This is a genomic window from Lentzea terrae, from assembly GCF_003265345.1.
In the GTDB taxonomy this organism is placed as follows: domain Bacteria; phylum Actinomycetota; class Actinomycetes; order Mycobacteriales; family Pseudonocardiaceae; genus Lentzea; species Lentzea terrae.
This window is the reverse complement of sequence record NZ_QFWW01000007.1, coordinates 385228-405169: the sequence shown is the minus strand read 5'-3', so window position 1 is coordinate 405169 and position 19942 is coordinate 385228. Positions and strand designations below refer to the sequence as shown.

Annotated in this window: 27 protein-coding genes; 18 read left to right on the top strand and 9 right to left on the bottom strand. The window is 68.9% G+C overall.

The features are described from left to right. Positions 1-11: 11 nt before the first annotated feature. Genes DI276_RS50855 through DI276_RS13940 form a run of 4 tightly spaced genes read left to right on the top strand, consistent with a single transcriptional unit; the run spans position 12 to position 2639 of the window. The gene (locus tag DI276_RS50855; protein WP_198680621.1) at positions 12-452 is read left to right on the top strand and encodes a hypothetical protein; all 441 of its coding nucleotides are present in this window, start codon (positions 12-14) and stop codon (positions 450-452) included. Next, positions 449-1459: a permease gene (locus DI276_RS13950; protein ID WP_112263715.1), complete on the top strand. Its 1011-nt coding sequence runs from the start codon at positions 449-451 to the stop codon at positions 1457-1459. Before DI276_RS50855 ends, DI276_RS13950 begins: the two co-directional genes overlap by 4 nt. After that, positions 1456-2163 (top strand): TIGR03943 family putative permease subunit, encoded by a 708-nt coding sequence (locus tag DI276_RS13945; RefSeq protein ID WP_112263714.1) that lies wholly within the window; start codon positions 1456-1458, stop codon positions 2161-2163. The genes DI276_RS13950 and DI276_RS13945 overlap by 4 nt, the downstream gene beginning before the upstream one ends. Positions 2164-2165: 2 nt before the next feature. Further along, a complete protein-coding gene (locus DI276_RS13940; protein ID WP_112263713.1) occupies positions 2166-2639 on the top strand; it encodes a hypothetical protein in 474 nt (157 codons plus the stop codon). On the opposite strand, the gene DI276_RS13935 is transcribed toward DI276_RS13940, so the two are convergent. From DI276_RS13935 to DI276_RS13925, 3 genes are read right to left on the bottom strand one after another with little or no spacing between them, the layout of a single operon-like run. Continuing rightward, positions 2632-3030 carry a Fur family transcriptional regulator gene (locus DI276_RS13935; protein ID WP_090100492.1) on the bottom strand — a complete coding sequence of 133 codons (399 nt, stop codon included), beginning with the start codon at positions 3028-3030 and terminating at the stop codon, positions 2632-2634. The genes DI276_RS13940 and DI276_RS13935 overlap by 8 nt on opposite strands. Continuing rightward, positions 3027-3377 carry an ArsR/SmtB family transcription factor gene (locus DI276_RS13930; RefSeq protein ID WP_112263712.1) on the bottom strand — a complete coding sequence of 117 codons (351 nt, stop codon included), beginning with the start codon at positions 3375-3377 and terminating at the stop codon, positions 3027-3029. Before DI276_RS13930 ends, DI276_RS13935 begins: the two co-directional genes overlap by 4 nt. A gap of 11 nt (positions 3378-3388) precedes the next feature. After that, positions 3389-3667, bottom strand: coding sequence for a hypothetical protein (locus tag DI276_RS13925; protein ID WP_112263711.1), 279 nt, complete (start codon positions 3665-3667; stop codon positions 3389-3391). On the opposite strand from DI276_RS13925, the gene DI276_RS13920 reads away from it, so the two are divergent. Then, complete coding sequence (locus DI276_RS13920; RefSeq protein WP_332874642.1) at positions 3622-4062, top strand: antibiotic biosynthesis monooxygenase; 441 nt, start codon at positions 3622-3624, stop codon at positions 4060-4062. The genes DI276_RS13925 and DI276_RS13920 overlap by 46 nt on opposite strands. On the opposite strand, the gene DI276_RS13915 is transcribed toward DI276_RS13920, so the two are convergent. After that, positions 4059-4739, bottom strand: coding sequence for a tetratricopeptide repeat protein (locus tag DI276_RS13915; protein ID WP_112263709.1), 681 nt, complete (start codon positions 4737-4739; stop codon positions 4059-4061). The genes DI276_RS13920 and DI276_RS13915 overlap by 4 nt on opposite strands. A 93-nt stretch (positions 4740-4832) precedes the next feature. On the opposite strand from DI276_RS13915, the gene DI276_RS13910 reads away from it, so the two are divergent. From DI276_RS13910 to DI276_RS13900, 3 genes are all read left to right on the top strand, one after another. Further along, entirely contained in the window at positions 4833-6218 is a 1386-nt protein-coding gene (locus DI276_RS13910) for a glycine--tRNA ligase (RefSeq protein ID WP_112263830.1), read from the top strand. 229 nt (positions 6219-6447) lie between these two features. Continuing rightward, positions 6448-6948 carry a hypothetical protein gene (locus DI276_RS13905; RefSeq protein ID WP_112263708.1) on the top strand — a complete coding sequence of 167 codons (501 nt, stop codon included), beginning with the start codon at positions 6448-6450 and terminating at the stop codon, positions 6946-6948. A 32-nt stretch (positions 6949-6980) separates the two neighbouring features. Continuing rightward, positions 6981-7796: a hypothetical protein gene (locus tag DI276_RS13900; protein ID WP_112263707.1), complete on the top strand. Its 816-nt coding sequence runs from the start codon at positions 6981-6983 to the stop codon at positions 7794-7796. On the opposite strand, the gene DI276_RS13895 is transcribed toward DI276_RS13900, so the two are convergent. Further along, positions 7786-8448: a serine hydrolase gene (locus DI276_RS13895; RefSeq protein WP_112263706.1), complete on the bottom strand. Its 663-nt coding sequence runs from the start codon at positions 8446-8448 to the stop codon at positions 7786-7788. The two genes, DI276_RS13900 and DI276_RS13895, sit on opposite strands and share 11 nt — an antisense overlap. A gap of 250 nt (positions 8449-8698) precedes the next feature. Next, positions 8699-9430, bottom strand: a complete 732-nt coding sequence (locus DI276_RS13890; RefSeq protein WP_112263705.1) for a Type 1 glutamine amidotransferase-like domain-containing protein — start codon at positions 9428-9430, stop codon at positions 8699-8701. A 61-nt stretch (positions 9431-9491) separates the two neighbouring features. Here DI276_RS13890 and DI276_RS13885 point away from each other — a divergent pair, with 61 nt between their 5' ends. The 5 genes from DI276_RS13885 (at position 9492) to DI276_RS13865 (ending at position 13778) form a co-directional block, all read left to right on the top strand. Continuing rightward, complete coding sequence (locus DI276_RS13885) at positions 9492-10157, top strand: YdcF family protein (protein ID WP_232836639.1); 666 nt, start codon at positions 9492-9494, stop codon at positions 10155-10157. Beyond that, on the top strand, positions 10157-11395 hold the full coding sequence (locus tag DI276_RS13880; protein WP_112263703.1) for a deoxyguanosinetriphosphate triphosphohydrolase: 1239 nt from the start codon (positions 10157-10159) through the stop codon (positions 11393-11395). The genes DI276_RS13885 and DI276_RS13880 overlap by 1 nt, the downstream gene beginning before the upstream one ends. Positions 11396-11633: 238 nt before the next feature. Continuing rightward, positions 11634-12641 carry a serpin family protein gene (locus DI276_RS13875; RefSeq protein WP_112263702.1) on the top strand — a complete coding sequence of 336 codons (1008 nt, stop codon included), beginning with the start codon at positions 11634-11636 and terminating at the stop codon, positions 12639-12641. Between the two features lie 38 nt (positions 12642-12679). After that, positions 12680-12844, top strand: coding sequence for a serpin family protein (locus tag DI276_RS13870; RefSeq protein WP_112263701.1), 165 nt, complete (start codon positions 12680-12682; stop codon positions 12842-12844). A 415-nt stretch (positions 12845-13259) separates the two neighbouring features. Beyond that, the gene (locus tag DI276_RS13865) at positions 13260-13778 is read left to right on the top strand and encodes a Scr1 family TA system antitoxin-like transcriptional regulator (protein WP_112263700.1); all 519 of its coding nucleotides are present in this window, start codon (positions 13260-13262) and stop codon (positions 13776-13778) included. Here the strand turns inward: DI276_RS13865 and DI276_RS13860 are convergent. Further along, positions 13775-13954, bottom strand: a complete 180-nt coding sequence (locus DI276_RS13860) for a hypothetical protein (protein WP_030472123.1) — start codon at positions 13952-13954, stop codon at positions 13775-13777. The genes DI276_RS13865 and DI276_RS13860 overlap by 4 nt on opposite strands. A gap of 82 nt (positions 13955-14036) precedes the next feature. On the opposite strand from DI276_RS13860, the gene DI276_RS13855 reads away from it, so the two are divergent. Continuing rightward, the gene (locus DI276_RS13855; RefSeq protein WP_112263699.1) at positions 14037-14594 is read left to right on the top strand and encodes a carboxymuconolactone decarboxylase family protein; all 558 of its coding nucleotides are present in this window, start codon (positions 14037-14039) and stop codon (positions 14592-14594) included. Between the two features lie 4 nt (positions 14595-14598). Next, positions 14599-15411, top strand: a complete 813-nt coding sequence (locus DI276_RS13850; protein ID WP_232836638.1) for a class I SAM-dependent methyltransferase — start codon at positions 14599-14601, stop codon at positions 15409-15411. Between the two features lie 96 nt (positions 15412-15507). Here DI276_RS13850 and DI276_RS13845 read toward each other — a convergent pair whose 3' ends face one another. Further along, on the bottom strand, positions 15508-16392 hold the full coding sequence (locus DI276_RS13845) for a sigma-70 family RNA polymerase sigma factor (protein ID WP_232836637.1): 885 nt from the start codon (positions 16390-16392) through the stop codon (positions 15508-15510). Positions 16393-16427: 35 nt separating this feature from the next. Here DI276_RS13845 and dnaG point away from each other — a divergent pair, with 35 nt between their 5' ends. The 3 genes from dnaG to DI276_RS13830 are packed head-to-tail and all read left to right on the top strand — an operon-like array spanning position 16428 to position 19573. Then, positions 16428-18317: a DNA primase gene (gene dnaG / locus DI276_RS13840; protein WP_112263697.1), complete on the top strand. Its 1890-nt coding sequence runs from the start codon at positions 16428-16430 to the stop codon at positions 18315-18317. Further along, positions 18317-18808, top strand: a complete 492-nt coding sequence (locus DI276_RS13835) for a hypothetical protein (protein ID WP_112263696.1) — start codon at positions 18317-18319, stop codon at positions 18806-18808. The genes dnaG and DI276_RS13835 overlap by 1 nt, the downstream gene beginning before the upstream one ends. 24 nt (positions 18809-18832) lie before the next feature. Beyond that, complete coding sequence (locus DI276_RS13830; protein ID WP_112263695.1) at positions 18833-19573, top strand: trans-aconitate 2-methyltransferase; 741 nt, start codon at positions 18833-18835, stop codon at positions 19571-19573. A gap of 13 nt (positions 19574-19586) precedes the next feature. On the opposite strand, the gene DI276_RS13825 is transcribed toward DI276_RS13830, so the two are convergent. Further along, positions 19587-19871, bottom strand: a complete 285-nt coding sequence (locus DI276_RS13825) for a hypothetical protein (RefSeq protein WP_112263694.1) — start codon at positions 19869-19871, stop codon at positions 19587-19589. Positions 19872-19942 lie beyond the last annotated feature (71 nt).

The window sequence follows — 19942 nt, the reverse complement described above, 5'->3', positions numbered from 1 at the left end:
AGGACCCCTCGATGGGTGGCGTGATCATTTACGAGCCGGAAGAGGACTCGGACGTCAACGAGTTCCCGTGGACCGTCACGTTCGAGCCGTCGGGCGGCGACGACTGGGACTCGTTCATCTGCGGCCCGTACGAGCGCGACCACGCGGTCGCGCTGGCCGAGGCCGTGGCGCTGGACGACGCCGAGGGCGGCGTGCTGGCCATCGTGAAGCCGATGCTGCCCGCGCTGTCGGCTGAGGACGTCTCCGCGACCATCGAGGAGCTGCGTGAGGCGGCCCTTGAGGAAGAGGACGACGAGGAGACGGTCAACGGCACGCCCGTCGACTTCGACGACGACGAGGACCTCGAGGAAGAAGAGGCCGAGTTCGCCGAGCCGCCGTCGCCGGAGGAGATCCGCGAGGGCATGGCCCGCACCTACCGCCGTCTGCTCGACCTGGATGCGGACGCGGAATGACGATCACCGGCGAGATCCGCTCGTCGAAGCGGCGCTCCGGCCCGCCTAGGCTGAAGATCACGTCGTTGGAAGTGCTGTGCGCGATCCTCGTGCTCGCCCTGCTCTTCCAGTCGCGGCTGGTCGACCTGCTGGACGTGCCGAAGCTGCGCACCGCGTCGACCGTGTTCGTGGCGATCTGCGTGCAGGCCATGCCGTTCCTGGTCCTGGGCGTGCTGATCTCCGGCGCGATCGCGGCGTTCGTGCCGGCTTCGGCCTTACGTCGGTTGCTGCCCTCCAAGACCGCGCTGGCCGTGCCCGTGGCAGGTGTCGCGGGCGTGGCTCTGCCGGGCTGTGAGTGCGCTTCGGTGCCGGTGGCACGGCGGCTGATGCAGCAGGGCGTCGCGCCGGCCGTGGCGCTGACGTTCCTGCTGGCGGCGCCCGCGGTGAACCCGATCGTGCTGGTGTCGACGGCGGTGGCGTTCAACGACACCCCGATGATGGTCGTCGCGAGGTTCGTCGGCTCGCTGCTGACCGCGATGGTCATGGGCTGGCTGTGGGTCCGCTTCGGCAAGATGGAGTGGATCGCCGAACGTGCGCTGGCGCGTCTTGGAGATCACTCCGGTCAGAACAAGTGGGCGGTGTTCGCCGAGAGCGCGCGCCACGACCTCGTCGACGCCGGCGGGTTCCTGGTGCTGGGCGGGCTGTTCGCGGCGGCGTTCAAGACGTTCGTGCCCGTCGCGTGGATGCAGACGCTGGGCGGGCAGATCGTCCTGGGCGTGATCGTGATGGCTTTGCTGGCCGTGATCCTGGCCCTGTGCTCGGAGGCCGACGCGTTCGTGGCCGTCGCGTTCTCCGCACTGCCGCTGTTGCCGCGCCTGGTGTTCCTGGTCGTCGGCCCGGCCGTGGACGTGAAGCTGATCGCGCTGCAGGCAGGTGCGTTCGGCAAGTCCTTCGCCTTCCGCTTCGCACCGGCTACCTTCGTGGTGGCGATCTTGTGTGCCGTCCTGACGGGAGTGGTGCTGCTGTGAGGCGGGAAACCCAGAACATCCTGCTGGTGCTGCTCGGCGGCGCGCTGCTGAAGATCAGCTTCTCCGGGCTGTACCTCAGGTACGTCCAGAAAGGCCTGTTGCCGCTGCTGATCGCGGCCGGCGCCATCATGATCGGCCTGGCGCTGTTCGCGATCATCCGGGACATCCGGGCGGGCAAGGCCGCCGCCGCTGAGGACGACCACGGCCACTCGCACTCGTCGCGCTCGACCTGGCTGATGCTGCTGCCGGTGCTGGCGGTGTTCCTGATCTCGCCGCCCGCGCTGGGCGGCGACGTCGTCAGCTCGGCCGCCGACACGAACCAGACGCAGCGCTCCCGCAACCTGCTGGGCGAACTGCCGTCCGGCGACGTCATCCCGTTGTCCATGACGGAGTTCGTGACGCGCACGGCGTGGGACGAGTCGGGCACGCTGGACGGCCGCAAGGTGAAGCTGACCGGGTTCCTCACGCGCGCCGAGGGCAACACGTTCGTGGCGCGGCTCGCGATCTCGTGCTGTGCGGCGGACGCGCGGCCGTTGAAGGTCAAGCTGACCGGAGACGTGCCGTCGTTGCCCGACGAGCAGTGGGTCGAGGTGACCGGCCAGGTCGTGCCGAAGTCGGCCAACGAGCAGAACTCGTGGGTGCCGAGCTTCACGGTGGAGGCGAGCACTTCGGTGCCAGAGCCGGTCGAGCCCTACGAGAGCTAGTCGTGGCCAACGAGGTCTTCGACGCGTTCGCCGAACTGGGTTTTCGCCAGGCAGGCATGCATCCGGCGTGGTTTCAGGCCTATCGGGAAACGAAGATCATGCCGACGATGGACGGCTCCTTCCACCGCGACGAGGATCGCCGCGTGTGGCAGGACGCCGTCGACCGGTACCAGCGGCTCCATCTCGCCGCCGGACCGCCGTGTCACCCGCGCGAGTTCGCGAAATGGCGTGCGCATCAGGCGATGGCGCCGCTCGAGATGGCGGTGGCCGACCCCGAGTTCGGCCTGATCGTGCTCGAGTGGCTGCGCGATCGGACGGACAACCACCGCGCTCGCGCTGTCGTGGGCTTCCTCTCGGAGACCGAGGACGGTCAGGAGTTGGTGCGCGGTCCAGAAAGGTCACGAGACCGATCCGGCGGTTCACCTCGCCGCGCTCGCGGCCGTGCTCGCCGCACGGCCGCGTCGGAACCTATTTGAGGCCCTTGGCCGTGCACTCCGCGCACGTGCCGAAGATCTCGACGGTGTGGCTGACCTCGGAGAAGCCGTTCTCGGCTGCGACGCGGTCGGCCCACTTCTCGACGGCGGGCCCCTCCACCTCCACCGTGCGGCCGCAGTGGCGGCACACGAGGTGATGGTGGTGGTGGGCCGAGCAACGGCGGTAGATGGCCTCGCCCGAGTCGGTGCGCAGGACGTCGACCTGGCCCGCGTCCGCGAGGGACTGCAGGGTGCGGTAGACCGTCGTCAGGCCGATGCCCTCGCCGCGGCGGCGCAGTTCCTCGTGCAGTTCCTGGGCGCTGCGGAAGTCGTCGAGCTGGTCGAGCAGGTTCGACACCGCGGTGCGCTGTTTGGTGGACCTCAGTCCGGTCACAACTTCTCCTCGACGTGCGTCACAGCGTCCACGACGATGTGCGCCAGGTGTTCGTCTACCAGTCGATACACGACTTCGCGGCCGTGTCGTTCGCCGTGCACCACGCCAGCCGACTTGAGCACCCGCAGGTGCTGGCTGATCAGCGGCTGGGCCACGCCGAGAGCCTCGACCAGCTCGTGCACGCAGCGGTCGTGTTCGCGCAGCTGCAGGACGATGGCGATGCGGACGGGGGCGGCCAGGGCGCGCAGCAGGTCGCCCGCCTCGGCCAGGGTGTGTGCGGCTCTCGGTGGCGCGGGCGCGGGGGCCTCGCGTTCGGGGGAGTGCTCGCCGTGCAACTGGACGGTCATGGCGGCGCACCTCACCTGGTAGGGATTTTCACAACCAATTCTACGGTGATGACGACCAGTACCAGCAGGACCACCACGCGCAATGTGCGCTGAGCTGGGGAAAGCACCTTCCAGGTGGCCGCCAGCAGGGCGCCTGCGCCGATGATCAGCACGCCTAACAGCACCGCGCCGACCGTGCCGCCGACCAGGACGCCGGTGATGAACAACCCGAGCACGAGCAGGAACGCCACCGCCGGGCGGACGCGTGCGAACGGGCCGTCGCCGGGCAGCAGAGGGCGCTTGGAGGTCACCGTGTCATCCTTGCACCGTGCTGCTCGTGTGCCGTTTCCGCGTATCCGACCCTGAGACGTTTACTTCGCGGGTCAAGCGGGCGTTAGAGCTTCTAACTGCCCAACCGGGGTGTCACAAGGGCACGTTGGCGCGGTCGACCGACGAGGACGACCGGTGGGTGCTGACGGTCGAGTTCGAGTCCGTGGTGGCTTATCGGCGCGCGATGTCGCCGTTCCCCGTGCGCGAACACGTCATTCCGCTGCTGTCCGAGGCGCTGACCGACGAGCCCGCGATGTACGAGCCGACGTTGACCAGCGCCGACGGACAGGTCTCGCAGCACACGAGTCTCCTGGCCGAGGACGCGTTCACGGTGCGGCTCGGCGAGGCGGGCGGACCGGCTACGCCCCGCAGTTAGTTCTGGGCGGCGATGGCTTCCATCTCCTCGACCCATTCCTCCTGCGAGTCGTGGGGGAGGAGTTCGAGCGCCTTGCGGGCGGCTTCGGCGGCTTCTTCGTTGCGGCCCAGTGCGTGCAGCGTCTTGGCCTTGCCGCTCTCCGCGTAGGCCTCCGGCGTCTTCTCGAAGGCGTCCAGCGCCTCGTCGAAGCGCTCGTTCTCGTAGTAGTACCAGCCGAGGTTGTTGTGCAGAGGGCCCAGCCAGCGCGACAGCTCCGGGTTCGCCTCGACCAGTTCGAGGCCCTGCTTGGTCCACTTCTCGGGGTCGTCGACCAGTGACGCCATGTGCGCGGCGTCCACCGCCAGCGACAGGTCGCCGCGCGTCTTGGCCAGGATGAATGCCGCCACGAACAACGGTTGCGCGGCCGCGGGATCACCACCGGAGCGGTGCAGCCTGCCGCGTTCGAGCAGCACGCGCACCCGGCCCGTCGAGTCTGGGGCGACGAGCGTTTCCGCCTCGTCGACGAGGGCGTGACCTGCGGCGAAGTTGTCCCGCAGGCCCTCGACGCGGGCGAGCTGGGTCAGCACCTCAGCGCGCTCGTCCTCGGTTTCCACGTTGTGTTCGAGAAACGCGCGGAACCGCGCCTCGGTGCCGTCCAGGTCGGCGAAGTCCCACAGCTCTCGCAGCCGGTCTTCCATTCGTGCAGCGTAAGGCCCCGGTCGCCCGTTCGGGGCGCAACGTGACGGGCTAGGCTGTGGCCCCCGAATCTGATTCCCCCGATGGAGTTCCCGTTGGCCGCCGATCGCATCGAGACCGTTGTCAGCCTCTGCAAGCGCAGGGGGTTCGTCTACCCGTGCGGGGAGATCTACGGCGGCACCCGTTCGGCGTGGGACTACGGACCCCTGGGCGTCGAGCTCAAGGACAACATCAAGCGCCAGTGGTGGAACTTCATGGTCCGCGGCCGCGAGGACGTCGTCGGCCTCGACTCGTCGGTGATCCTGCCCCGTGACGTGTGGGTCGCCTCCGGTCACGTCGAGGCGTTCGTCGACCCGCTGATCGAGTGCGAGTCGTGCCACAAGCGGTTCCGCGCGGACACGCTGTCCGAGGAGTACGCCGAGCGCACCGGCAAGCCGGTGGCCGAGGGCGACGTGTCGGACGTGCCGTGCCCCAACTGCGGCGTGCGTGGCAAGTACACCGAGCCGAAGATGTTCAACGGCCTCTTGAAGACCCACCTCGGTCCGGTCGAGACCGAGGAGGGCCTGCACTACCTGCGCCCCGAGACCGCGCAGGGCATCTTCACGAACTTCCTGAACGTGCAGACGACGTCGCGCAAGAAGCCGCCGTTCGGCATCGGCCAGATCGGCAAGTCGTTCCGCAACGAGATCACGCCGGGCAACTTCATCTTCCGGACCCGCGAGTTCGAGCAGATGGAGATGGAGTTCTTCGTCGAGCCGGGCACGGACGAAGAGTGGCACCAGTACTGGATCGACGAGCGCACGCGCTGGTACACGGACCTCGGTGTGTCGAAGGAGAACCTGCGGCACTACGAGCACCCGAAGGAAAAGCTGTCGCACTACTCGAAGCGCACCGTCGACATCGAGTACCGCTTCCAGTTCGGCGGCCAGGAGTGGGGTGAGCTCGAGGGCATCGCGAACCGCACCGACTTCGACCTCACGACGCACTCGAACGCCTCCGGTGTCGACCTGTCGTACTTCGACCAGGCCACGAACTCGCGCTACAAGCCGTTCGTCATCGAGCCGGCCGCCGGTGTCGGCCGCCCGATGATGGCGTTCCTGCTCGAGGCGTACGTCGAGGACGAGGCGCCCAACGCCAAGGGCGGCGTGGACAAGCGGGTGGTCCTGAAGCTCGACCGCCGGTTGGCGCCGGTGAAGGTGGCCGTGCTGCCGCTGTCGCGCAACGCCGAGCTCTCGCCGAAGGCCCGCGACCTCGCGACGGCCCTGCGCCGCAACTGGAACGTCGACTTCGACGACGCCGGTGCCATCGGCCGCCGCTACCGCCGTCAGGACGAGATCGGCACGCCGTTCTGCGTGACGGTCGACTTCGACACGCTCACCGACCTCGCCGTGACGGTGCGGGAGCGCGACACGATGTCGCAGGAGCGGGTGGCGATGGACCAGCTCGAGTCGTACCTGGCTGCTCGCCTGATCGGCTGCTGACCAGTCGGCTGGTTGGCCGTCGCCGACCGCAGGAGCGTTTGCGTCCTGACGTCGGTGTGACCGCGGTCGTCGTACGGCTGGGCGTGGATTTGTGGCGTTCGGGCAACGGCTCGCGGTGGCCGGTTTCGCGAAACTGGTGAGAGGTTCGGCCGGTGAGTCATCGGCCGAGCCCAGCCGTCGCAATGGCTCGTGGCGGGCGGTGTCGTCGAACCGGTGAGAAGCTCGGCCGGTGATCGTCATCGGCCGGGGCCAGCCGCCGCAGTGGGTGTGGGTGTCTGCTGCGCGCGTGCAGTGGATGCGGGCGCGGCTGGCGGTGGTCGGGCTGGCCGTGGTCGGTGCGGCGCTGGTGTTCGGGATCGTGCTGGTGGCGGTTGGGCTGAAGCTGCCTTCGTCCCGCAACCCGATCAACGTGATCGGCGTGATGATCGCCGGGTTGGCCGCGTTCTGGGTGTTGCTGGCCGGGTTGAGCTTGCTCGGTGCCAGGTCTTGCGCTCAGCGCGAGCATGTTGACGTGAACGGGGCTCGCCTGGTTCGTCGCCTGCTCGGGGTGTGGTGGGGTGGGGCGATCTTTTGCGTGTTGGGCGCGTGGTTCGTTGAGGTGATGACGTTCCGCAGGGCGCCGGTCATGGTGGGGTCGGCGCTGTACCTCGCGTTGCTGGCGGTGATCGTCGTGCTGGGCGGGGTCGCGTTCTTCGCCGCGGGCAACATCCTGAGGCGTGCTCGCGTGTAAGGGGCATGAGGGGGATCAGGAGACGTGGCCTCGTGCAGGCCGTGGTGGGGTTGGTGCTCGTCGCCTGGGTGGTGGTCGTCGCGGCGCTGGTCAAGGTCGAGAACACCCAGGTGCTCGTCGCCACGGCGGTGAGCGGGGCGTTCGTGTGTTCGTGCGCGGTAGCGAGCGGTGTGGTGGCTGCGCGGCTCGTCGACGCTGCGGCGGCCGCTCGGCTGCGGCACGTGATCGTCGTGCTCGAAGGGGCCTCGTTGGCGACCTTCTTCGCGTTCTACTGGTTCCTGTCCGGGGTCGACCTCCTGGGGAACTACCCGCTGGTGGTTCTGCTCGCGTTCGCGGTGCCGGTGCTCGGCGCGGTGCTGCTCAGCGTGTATGGCAGCCGGGCCGTGCACCTGATCGTCGCGGCCGAGTCCGGGCCGCTGGTGCCGGACTCCGGTGCCGATGCGGCGCCGCGGATCCGAGTGCTCGGCACCGTGCTCGTCGTGGTGGGCGTCGCGTTGTCTGTCGGTGTGTCGGCGATTGTGCTCACTGCGCCGTCGCGGTTGCTGGTGCTCGACGTGTTCGGTCTGGTGGTGACGTTCGCGCCGGTGCTGCTCGGGGTGTCGCTGGGGCGGGTGAGGGACGTCTACTCGGCGCGCCGGAAGAATGTCGGCGCGTATCTCCTGCTGCCGATCGCGGGCGGATTCGCCCTGACCAAGTTCGCCTCCCTGGCCGGCGCAGCGGGGATGCTGTTCGGCGCGCTGGTCTTCGGGGCGGTCGTGCTCCTCGTGATCGCGCTCCTCGTGGTGCGGGAGTACGCCGGTGTTTGGGACCGGCCGTGGCGCGAACCGAAGCGGAAGGTCAGCTCTTGACGCCCAGCTTGGCGAGGAGGGCCTGGCTCACGGCGTTGATCGACTGCCGCGCGGTGGTCCAGTTGCCGGTCGGACTCGTGGTGAGCACGGCGATGGCGTAGCGGTTGTCGAGGACGCCCGCGCTGTGCAGGTAGACGTCGCTCGGCAGGTAGTACATCCAGCCCTGCTTGGCGTAGGCGCCGGTGACGCCGAGCAGGCCGAACGCCTGGTCGAAGCCGTCTGCGGCGGTCGGCGGGGCCGATGACAGCGCGGCGACGATGGTGTCGCGCGCCGGTGAGGCGAGGATGTAGCGGTAGAGCTGGACCATGTCGTCCGCGGTGATGACGACCTCTCCCCATTGCGAAGGGTCCTCCGGGGCGTGTGTGCCGGTGAGGCCCGCTTCGGCGGCGACTCGGCCGGTGGCGTCCATGCCGTCGAACCTCGTCCACAGCACGTCCATGGCTTCGTCGTCGCTGGCGCTCAACGCGCGGTGGATCAGGTCTTGGTCGTCGGCGGACAACGGCTGTTGCAACGCGTCGACGGCGAGGATCAGCTTCGACAGCGACGCCGAGTAGAACGGCTGGTCGCCCTCCTGCGAGATCACCTGGCCGGTCTGCAGGTCCAGGACCGCGACGCCGACGTCGGACTTTCCGCCGGCGGCGACGATATCCAATATATCAGTCGCCGATATATTGGATACTGCGGACGACGTGCCGGTATCCGATATATCAGGACTCGTATGCGATATATCGCCGTCCGCGGCAGCCTCCGATGTACCGGAGCCGGTATCCAATACATCAGGTCCGCGCGATATATCAGTTGAGGGCTTCGCGTGCGCGTTGCACGGCGACGCGTCCGGGACCACGAAAACGGCCGCCGTGATGAGGAGGATCAGAGCCCAGCGCACATATCCAAGGTCCGTCTCACAGGAGCCTGGTGTCGAGCTTTTCCTCCTGTGCGGTTGCTGAAGAATCCTCCCTGACCACGACATATGCACCGGAACCAGGACGTTCCGTCACCGCTTCGACGAGCTCGGTGCCGCGGTACAGCAGCCCGACGCCGTCGTCGGTGCAGTAGGTCGTCGGCAGCACACCCGCGGCCACCGCCTCGTGGATCTTCGGGCGGCGCAGCTCCTCGGAGTCGTAGTGCACGCCGTTGCCGTAGGGCAGGAAGCCGAGGCCGTTCGTGACGATGCGGAGGTCCGGGCCGAACGAGTCGGTGGCGCCACCCATGTGCCAGCACAACGAGCCCGCCGAGACGCCGCTGAGCACCACGCCCGCCTCCCACGCCGTGCGGAAGACCGCGCCGAGCCCGTGCACCTCCCACACCGCGAGCAGGTTCGCGACCGAGCCGCCGCCGACCCAGACGACGTCGTGGGACAGCACATAGCTTTCGAGGTCGTCGGTCGGCGGCATCGTGAAGAGGTTCAGCACCGAGACGTCGACGCCCGCGACGCTGCCCGCTTCCGCCATGTTCGCGTTCATGTACCGCTGGTCGCCCCCGGCTGTGCCGACGTAGCAGAGCCGCGGCCGGCGGCCCTCGACGCCCGCCAGATCCAAAGCGAAGTGGATCAGCTTGCCGAACTCGAGGAAGGTCCGGTGACCGGAGCGCAGGCCTCCGGACGTGGCGAGGATGGTGGGCTGCTCAGCAGGCATGATGATGATCCTTGCAGGGGCGTCAACGCAGCAGCCCTGAGGTTCTGGAACCATGCATGGGGTGCGGACCCCACCCCTCAAACCTCTGGCCAGGATTCGTCGGATCGTGTTGCGCCTGCTCTTCGGCGCGTTGGTGGTCGGTGTGCTCGTGGTGGGCGGCACGGCGTTCCGGGTGTGGCAGGTCGCGCGCGTGGACGACTGGACCAAAGCCGACATGGCGATCGTCCTCGGTGCCGCGCAGTACAACGGTGTCCCGTCCGACGTGCTCGAAGCGCGGTTGGAGCACGCGCTCGGTCTCTACCAGGAAGGCGTCGTCGGCTACATCGCCACGACCGGCGGCCGCCAGCCGGGCGACAACTTCACCGAGGGCCAGGTCGGCAAGCTGTGGCTGGTGAAGCGCGGCGTGCCGGAGGACCGGGTGCTGCAGGTCGGCGAGGGCGCGGACACGCTCGGCTCGCTGCGGGCCGTCGCGTCGGTCGCCGAGGAACGCGGTCTGAAGACCGCCGTGATCGTCAGCGACCCGTGGCACTCTTTGCGCGCCCGCACCATGGCCGAGGACGCCGGTCTGCACACGTGGACCTCGCCGACACGCGTCGGGCCGAACGTGCAGACGCGCGAGACGCAGTGGTTCTACATCAAGCGCGAGACCGGAGCGTTGCTCTACTACCGCCTGATGAAGGCGCACGCCGGCGTGTTCGACGAGCTCAAGCTCCCTAAAATCGGCTGATGGGATATACCGGCCACGACGCGGAGCGCCTGCTCGCTGAAGTTCCGAAGACCGCCGTGCTGCCGGGCGCCCGCACCGACACGCGCACGCCGTTCTCCCGCGACCGCGCCCGTGTGCTGCACTCGGCGGCGTTGCGCCGGCTCGCGGGCAAGACCCAGGTCGTCGGCCCCGGTGAGGGCTCCGAGGTCACCGGTGTTCCGCGCACCCGGCTCACGCACTCGCTGGAGGTCGCGCAGATCGGCCGCGGCATCGGCGAGGAACTGGGCTGTGACCCGGACATCGTCGACACAGCCGGCCTCGCGCACGACATCGGTCATCCGCCGTTCGGGCACAACGGCGAGAGGGCACTCAACGAGCTCGCCGGACCGTGCGGTGGTTTCGAGGGCAACGCGCAGACGTTCCGCATCCTCGCCCGTCTCGAACCGAAGTCCGCGCACGGACTGAACCTCACGCGCGCAGTGCTCGACGCGGCGACGAAGTACCCGTGGAAGCGCACGCCGGGCACGGTGAAGTTCGGCGTGTACGACGACGACCTCGAAGTGTTCGAGTGGATGCGTGCGGGTGCACCGGAACGTGAGCGGTGCATCGAGGCGCAGGTGATGGACTGGTCCGACGACGTGGCGTACTCGGTGCACGACGTCGAGGACGGCGTCCTGGCGCACCGCATCAGTCTCGGTGCGCTGGCCCGCCCGGACGAACGCGCCGCCATCGCGTCGCTCGCGGCCAAGACGTTCTCCGACGAGTCCGTGGCCGCGCTCGAAGCCACCGCCGAGCAACTGCTCGAGCTGCCGGTGATCGGCTACTGGACCGAGCACGAGTACGACGGCTCGCTCGGCGCGCAGGTCGCGTTGAAGAACCTCACCAGCGAGCTGGTCGGCCGGTTCGCGAGTGCCGCCGTCACCGCCACTCGTGAGGTGCACGGCGACGGCGCGCTCACGAGGTACAACGCGTCGCTGGAGATCCCGCGCCAGGTCGCGGCGGAAGTGGCCCTGCTCAAGGCGATGGCCGTCCGGTACGTGATGAGCGACCCGGCCCGCCTGGCCATGCAGGCCGAGCAACGCGACCTCATCGCCGAGCTGGTCACCCGGTTGCTGGAACGCCCGACGCTGCTCGACCCCGCGTTCCGCCCGGTGTTCGCGGCCGCTTCCTCTTACGCCGCACGGCTTCGCGTCGTCATCGACCAGGTCGCGCTGCTCACCGACGCGCAGGCCGTGGCCTGGCACCGCGCATCGGCGTAGCTTCGAAGCCATGGCGGACGAATCCAGACCGCCAGGCCGACCGTGGCCGTGGCGGAGACCGAGCAGGGAAGCCGTGCCCGTGGGCTTCGACGACCAGGGGGACGACGACGGCTCGGCCGGCGTGCGCGAACCTCGTCACCCCAAGCCGTTCGGGCCGATGGGAGGAGCGGGGGAGCGGCCCGTCCCGGAAGATCCGATCGTGATGGCACTGCCAGATCCACGACAGTAGGAGTTTCTCGTGACCGATCAGGCCGACTTCGCTCTGACCATGCACCGCGTCGCCGTACCTGATCCGTCCTCCAACGCGTGCTGGTCGCCGTTCTCGGTGGCCAGTGCGCTCGCGCTGGCCCGCGAGGCCGCGCGCGGCGAGACCCGTGCCGAGCTCGACGGGTTGCTGACGGACTTCGACGCCGCCGACGCCCTCGACGTGCCCGAACTGGCCGTCGCCAACACGTTGTGGGCCGACGACGACCTGACGTTGAACCCGGACTTCTCGCTCACGAAGTCGGTGCGGCGCACCGACTTCACCGACCCGACGACGGTCCGCAAGCTCGTCAACACCGACGTCGCCGAGACGACCCGCGGCCTGATCCCCGAACTGCTGACGAGTCCACCGCCTCCAGACGCCGCGGCGATCATCGTCAACGCGCTGTACCTCAAGGTCGGCTGGTTGAACCCGTTCGCCGCGTGGGAGACCGCGCCCAGGCCGTTCCACGCGCCCGGCGGCGACGTGGACGTGCCGACGATGAAGGTGACCGAGAAGTTCCGCTACGCCCGCCACGACGGCTGGCAGACGATCGTGCTCCCGGCGGCGTCCGGCGTCGAGACCCTGATCCTGCTGCCGGACACCTCACTGGAGCAGCCGCTCACCCCGTCGGTCCTCGAAGCGGCCAACCGGGTGAACATCGAGCTCTCACTGCCCAAAGTGGACGTACGGGAGAAGTTCCAGCTGAAAAACGTGTTGGAGCGCCTCGGGGTCCGGCGCATGTTCGCCAGGAACGCCGACTTCAGCGGCCTCTCGCCGGACGAGCGCCTGTTCGTCGACGACGTGATCCACGAGGCCGTGCTGCGAATCGACGAAGAAGGCCTGGAAGGAGCGGCGGCCACCGCCGTGACGTTCCGGACCGTGTCGCTCGAGCTCCCGACCGAGCCGATCGTGGTGACCGTCGACCGGCCGTTCCTGCTCGTCGTCCGGCACGCCCGGTCGAAGGCGATCTACTTCCTCGCGCAGGTCGCCCGTCCATAACACCTGGGAGGATTTTTGACTGATCAGGCGGCTTCGCCCTGAACCTGCACCGCGTCGCCGTCCCTGATCCGTCAGAGAACGCGTGCTGGTCACCGTTCTCGGTGGCCATAGCCCTGGCACTCGTCCGAGAGGGTGCCCGTGGCCAGACCCGCACGGCGCTCGACTCGCTGCTGCGGGACTTCGAGCCTGGCGCCCGACGATGAAGGTGACGGCCGAGCTCGGCTACACCCCCGCCACGACGGCTGGCAGACGGTCGCGCTGCCAGCCAAGTCCGGCGTGGAGGTGCTCGTGCTGCTGCCGGACAGCTCGCTGGAGCAGCCGCTCGACCCCTCGGTGTTCGTGGTCCGCGACACACCGCCAAGGTCACGCTGTCACTGCTCAAAGTGGACGTCAGCGCGAACTACGACCTGGTCGAGACGTTATCGGCCGCGGGGGTGGAGGCAGCCGCCGAGCGGGCCCGATCGTGGTACAGGTGGACCGGCCGTTCCTGCTCGTCGTCCGGCACGCCGAGTCGAAGGCGATCTCCTTCCTCGCCCAGGTCGCCCGTCCGTGACAGTCGCCCTGATGGGCGAGCTTTTCGCGCGGCGAGATCATGATCATGCCTTTACGGTTCCGGGCATGACCCAGCACGGTGCCGGCGAACAGTTCGTCGTGCTCGCCGCGGCCGGCGCCACGCAAATCACCTGCTTCAGCGGCGTCACCGTTCCCGTCCTCCTGCGGACCGAGTGCTACGCGAAGGCGCTCGCCGCGGCGTTGGGTCTCAGCCCGGCACCGGAGCTGCAACGCGACGGCGTGCTGCCACCGTGCGTGTTCTTCATCCACGAGTACGCGCTGCGCACCGTCGTCGGCAGCAACCGGCTGATGGAGGACCAGGTCCTGCACCTGCTGTTCCACGCGCCGTCGATCCGGATCGTGCCGGCCAGCGCGGGCGGGGCGGCGGCGGTCGGGATGGACTACGCGCTGATCCAGTACGAGCACGAGCCACCGCTCGTCTACCTCGCGAACTGGGCACTCGTCAGCGACGCGGCCACCGTCGAACGGGCGATGCTCGTCTTTCAGCGCATGCACGCCGTCGCGCTCGACAACGAGCGGTCGCGTGACCTGCTCATGGAGTACGTGGCCGTCTACGACCGTTAGTTCGGCGTGTTGCGACGCAGGAAAAGTCGCATTCCGTCCTCGCCGGGCAGCGCGCACAGCAGCAGTCGGACGTTCTGGTGACGCACCGGCACCGCGCACGAGTCGCCCGCCAGCAGTGTTCCCGCCAGCAGGCCGGCCGACTCGTGATCGATGTCCAGCACGAAGTCGTTGCTCATGCCAGGACCCTATGAGCTGCCTGCCCCGCAACCCAGTCACCCAAAGGTGTCACATTCTCTGGCGCCGGCTCGTCCAGTGGGCATGACGAGGATCAAGGGAGTCACCAAGAAGGACGCCGGCCTGCTCACCAGGGCCGTGTACTGGTTCGCGAGGCGGGAGTTCGGGGCGGTGCCGGAGCCGGTCACCGTGATGGCTCACCACCCGAAGCTGCTGGTCGCGAGCGGCCGGCACGAGCTGGCGGTCAAGAAGGCGGCCCACGGACCGTTGTTCGAGCTGTGCGTCTACCGGACGGCCGTGCAGCTCGGCTGCTCGTGGTGCGTCGACTTCGGCGCGATGCTGATGAAGCACGAAGGCCTGGACATCGAGCGGTTGAAGCACATCGACTCGTATGCCACGTCACCGCTGTTTACCGACCTCGAACGCAAGGCGCTCGCGTACGCCGACGCGATGACCACCACACCGGTCAGCGTCACCGACGAGCAGGTCGCGGAGCTGGAGGAGTTGCTGGGACGCAAGGAACTCGTCGCGCTGACCTACCAGATCGCGCTGGAGAACCAGCGGGCGCGGTTCAACAGCGCGTTCGAGATCAAGGACCAGGGCTTCACGAGCGGCGACGCCTGCCGCGTCCCGGCACACTAGAGCCGTGGAGAAGATCACCCTGACGGGTGCCCAGGAGACCATGCTCGCCACGCTGTACGGCCGGGCGGTGGACAGCGGGCGGGCCACCTCCGTGCTGCACGACGACGAGGCGCAGCGTGCGGTCGACCGCATCGACTACGACTTCGCCAAGACCGGGATGAACACGACGACCTCGGTCGGCGTCGCCATCCGCGCGAGGGTTCTCGACGACTGGACCCGCGAGTTCCTCCGCAGCAACCCGTCCTGCACGGTGCTGCACCTCGCGTGCGGGCTGGACACCCGCGCGCATCGCATCGAACGGCCGGACACCGTGCGGTGGGTCGACGTCGACATGCCGGACGTCGTCGCGTTGCGGCACAAGCTCTTGCCCGAACCGCCCGGCGACTACCGGCTCGTGGCCTCGTCCGTCACGGAGGACGCGTGGCTCGAAGCAGTGCCGGCGGACCGCCCGACGGTGGCCGTGTTCGAGGGCCTCTCGATGTACCTGACACGAGAGGAGGGCCACGCGTTGATCAGCAGGATCACCAACAGGTTCGCGAGCGGTGAGCTGCTGTTCGACGTATACGGCTCGTGGGGGATCAAGCTGCAGAAGCTCGTTCCGGCCGTGCGCAACGCCGGCGCCACACTGCACTGGGGCGTCGACGATCCGCGCGAGGTCGAGGCGCTGCACCCCGGACTGACCACTGTGGACGCCTGGCGCAGCGTGGACCTGCCGCACCTGGACGCGTTGCCCAGGTCCGGCAGGATCCAGATGAAGGTCGTCAGCGCGATCCCGAAGCTCAGGGACGTCGGGAAGCTGCTGCGACTCCGCTGGTGACCAGGACTCCACCACGAAGTCGAACTTCGCGGTGGAGCGGTTGCCGACGAGCGGGCCGAGCTTGTGAACGTTAGCGTCGAAACGATCCCGTGACGGTTACGGTCTGGACCCAAACTCCACGTGGCCGAGCTTGTCGGGGTTCGCCAGGTCGTAGACGGCGAGGACCTTGCCGTCGTGCACGGTGAACGTGGTGACGCGCGCCGCCACGTCGCCCTGGGCCGGCATGACCATGCCGAGGTCGCCGTTGACCAGTGCGGGCCGCATCTGTGGAAGATCGTCCTCGAAGCCGTACTTGCGGAGGAGTCCGAAGAAGAAGCGGGCGACCTTCTCCGCGCCGGACACCGTGTTGACCGCCGTGCGCGCCTTGCCGCCGCCGTCGCCGATCATCACCGCGTCCGGGTGCAGCAGGCTCAGCACGGCGTCGATGTCACCGCTCGACATGGCCTGCAGGAACTTCTCCAGCACCTCCTGCTGCTCGGCCAGCGCGGCGCGGGGCGGTGGCTCGGCACCCGCGACGGCCTTGCGGGCGCGCGAGGCGTGCTGGCGCGCGGAGGCTTCCGAGACCTGCAGCACGTCCGCGATCTCGTTGAACGGCAACGAGAAGGCGTCGTGCAGCACGAACGCGACGCGTTGCTCGGGAGTGAGCCGGTCCAGCACGACCAGCGCCGCCATGCGCACGCCGTCCGCCCGCACCACGGCCGCCAGCGGGTCGTCGTCCTCACCGGTGGTGAGCAGCGGTTCCGGCAGCCAGGAGCCCACGTAGGTCTCGCGGCGCACGGCCGCCGACCGCAGCCGGTCCAGGCAGATGCGGCTGACCACGGTCGTGAGCCAGCCGCGCACGTCCCTGACGCCCTCGGCGGCCGAGAAGCGCGGCCACGCCTCCTGCACGGCGTCCTCGGCGTCGGCAACGCTGCCGGTCAGCCGGTACGCCACGCCGATCAGGTGGGTCCGGTGCAGTGCGAAGTCGTCGGCCGTGGTCACGGTTGGCAGTTTGCCAAAGGATTAGACTCGGCGACGTGGCAGGACGCATCAGGGAGAGCGACATCGCATTGGTGCGTGAGCGCAGCCGCATCGATGAGGTCGTGGGTGACCAGGTATCGCTCAAGAGGGCCGGTGGGGGAGCGCTGAAGGGGTTGTGCCCCTTCCACGACGAGAAGACGCCCTCGTTCAACGTGCGCCCGTCGCACGGCACGTTCCACTGCTTCGGCTGCGGCGAGGGCGGCGACGTGATCGCCTTCGTGATGAAGGTCGAGCACCTGTCGTTCGTGGAGGCCGTCGAGCGGCTCGCGGACCGGGCGGGCATCCAGCTCACCTACGAGGGCGGCGGCGCCACGCCCCAGCGCGATCGCGGCACCCGCAGCAGGCTGATCGAGGCGCACAAGGCGGCGGCCGAGTACTACGCGGAGCAGCTCGCCTCGCCGGAGGCGCAGCAGGCCCGCGAGTTCCTGGCGGAGCGCGGGTTCGACGAGGCAGCGGCTCGCCAGTTCGGTTGCGGGTTCGCGCCCGGTGGCTGGGACAAGCTCACGAAGCACCTGCTGGGCCGCGGTTTCGAGCTGCAGGAGCTGATCAAGTCGCAGCTCACCAAGGAAGGCAGGCAGGGGCCGATCGACCGGTTCCACCGGCGGCTGCTCTGGCCGATCAAGGACATCGGCGGCGAGGTCGTCGGGTTCGGCGCGCGGCGGATCTTCGACGACGACCCGATCCAGGCGAAGTACCTCAACACCAGCGAGTCGATGATCTACAAGAAGTCGCAGGTGCTGTTCGGGCTCGACCAGGCCAAGCGGGAGATCGCGAAGCGCAAGCAGGCGGTCATCGTCGAGGGCTACACCGACGTCATGGCGATGCACCTGGCCGGCGTGCCGACGGCGGTCGCGTCGTGCGGCACCGCGTTCGGCACTGACCACATGAACGTGCTGCGCAGGCTGCTGATCGACGACGACGTGAACGGCGAGGTCATCTTCACCTTCGACGGCGACGAGGCGGGCCAGAAGGCCGCGCTGAAGGCGTTCGAGGGGGAGCAGCAGTTCTCCGCGCAGACCTACATCGCGGTGGCGCCGGACAACATGGACCCGTGCGAGCTGCGGCAGGCCAAGGGCGATGTCGCGGTGCGCGACCTGGTGGCGCGGCGCACGCCGTTGATCGAGTTCGCGATCAAGGCGCAGCTCAAGGCCTACGACCTCGACTCGGTGGACGGCCGCGTCGAGGCGTTGAAGAAGATGGTGCCGTTCGTCGCGCAGATCAAGGACCGCGCCAAGCGGGACGGATACGCGACGCGTTTGGCCTGGTGGGTGGGCTGGGACGACGAGGCGATGGTCGTGCGCCGGGTGCGTCAGGTCGCCGGCGGCAAGGCGCCGATGGCCACCGCGGCCCGCGTCGACCCGAACCAGATCGCGCTGAGCGTGGACGTCGACGGACCGGCGCGGCCGAACCCGCGCGACCCGCGGCTGGTGCCCGAACGCGAGGTGCTCAAGGTCGCGCTGCGGCTGCCCGAGTACGCCGGGCCGCTCTACGACTCGCTGCCGGACGAGGCGTTCACGGACCCCGCCTACGTGGCGCTGCACCGGGCGATCCGCGCCGCCGGTGGCGCGTCCTGCGGGCTCGCGGGCACGGCGTACCTGGACGCGATCTCGCAGGCCTGCTCGCACGCATCGGTGCGGTCGGTGCTGACCGAGCTCGCGGTGGAACCGTTGGCCGTCAAGCAGGACGACGAGTTCCGGTACGTGTCGATGGTGATCGCGCGGCTGCAGGAGGTGCAGGTCGGCAAGCAGATCGAGGACGTGAAGTCGCGGTTGCGGCGGCTGTCCCCGATCAAGGACGCCGACGAGTACCGGGCGCTGTGGGGCGACCTGGTGGCGCTGGAGGAGTACCGCAAGGCGCTCCTGCAGCAGAGCGCGGGAGTGCTGTAGTGGGGCTGTTCCGGCGGTTGTTCGGCTCTGGTGCGCCGGACGGGTTCACCGGTGCGCTGGAGCCGGACGAGACGGTGATCGCGTTCGCTCCCGTGCCGGACGGTCATCTCGTCGTCACGTCGCTCGGGCTGTGGGTGCCCGGTCCCCGGCGGATCGGGTGGCACCTGATCAGCAAGGTGAAGTGGGAGGGCGCGCTGCGCGTGGTCGAGGCGCAGGAGGCCGGCACCGAAGGCCCGGTCGTGCTGCTGGAAGACCTTCCCGCGCAACGGTTCGCGGTGGCGGAGCCCGGCCGGGTGCTGCGGGCGATCAGCCAACGCGTCGAGGGGGCGATCCGGCATCGCGAGCGCGTCGAGTCGCCAGGGGTGTGGATCCTGCAGCGCAAGATTCCTGGTCAAGACGGCGTCGTGTGGCAGGCGCGGGGCGATGCCGGGGTGGAGCTCGCGGACGTGCGGACGGCGGTGGCGAGGTTCGCCGAGGGGCTGACTCGCTAGCAGTACGCGTGTACTGTTAGTCGTATGTGGGATCCGGCGCAGTACTTGGCCTTCGCCGATCACCGGGGGCGGCCGTTCTACGAGCTGTTGGCGCGCGTGAGGGCCGAGTCCCCGCGCCGCGTGGTCGACGTGGGCTGCGGGCCTGGGAACCTGACCGTCTCGCTGTCGTCACGGTGGCCATCGGCTGTCGTGGAGGCGTTCGACTCGTCACCCGAGATGGTCGAGGCCGCTCGTGCCGCGGGCGTCGATGCGCGGGTGGACGACGTGACGACCTGGGAACCGTTGCCGGACACCGATGTCGTGGTGTCCAACGCGGTGCTGCAGTGGGTTCCGTCACATCCCTCGATCGTGGAGAAGTGGGCGGCGACACTGCCTTCCGGCGTGTGGCTCGCGTTCCAGGTGCCGGGCAACTACGCGGACGCGTCGCACCGGCTGATCCGCGAGGTCGCCGGGCCGGCGCTGGCGCACGTCTTCCGGGCCGAGAAGCCCGTGCTGGAGCCCGTGGAGTACGCCGACCTGCTGGCCGGGTGTTCCTCTGTGGACGCTTGGGAGACCACGTACGTGCAGCGGCTCACCGGGCCCGACCCCGTGCTGGAATGGGTCTACGGCACGGCATTGCGGCCGGTGCGCGCGGCACTGTCCTCATCGGACTGGGACGCGTACGTCGCGGAACTGGCGCCGCGGCTGCGCGAGGCCTACCCGCGGCGAGCCGACGGCACGACGTGGTTCCCGTTCAGGCGGATCTTCGTGGTGGCTCAGGTGTGAAGATGATCACGCCTCACGCGCGCGGGGTGGTGGCCGGCGGGGTCACCGGGCGCCCGTTGGCCTCCTCGTGATGGCGCCACGGAGCCTTCTCGGCGGCCTTCTCCGCAGCGTCCGCGGCGAGGTCTTTTGCCTGGTGAGCGGCCTCGAACGCCTTGTCCTTGGCCTGGCTCGCCGTCCGGCGCACCGTGGGGTTGTCGGCGAAGCGGTGCCACATCCGCACGATCTGGTCGTAGCGCTCCCGCCCGGCCTTGGCGCCGAGCACGTAGCCGACCGCCATGCCGACCAAGATGCCCTTCATGCGGGTCTCCTCTCACATCGTGCCTGGTCAGAGGCCAGTTTGCCGCAAATCGGGGGGTGCTTGCAGAACCC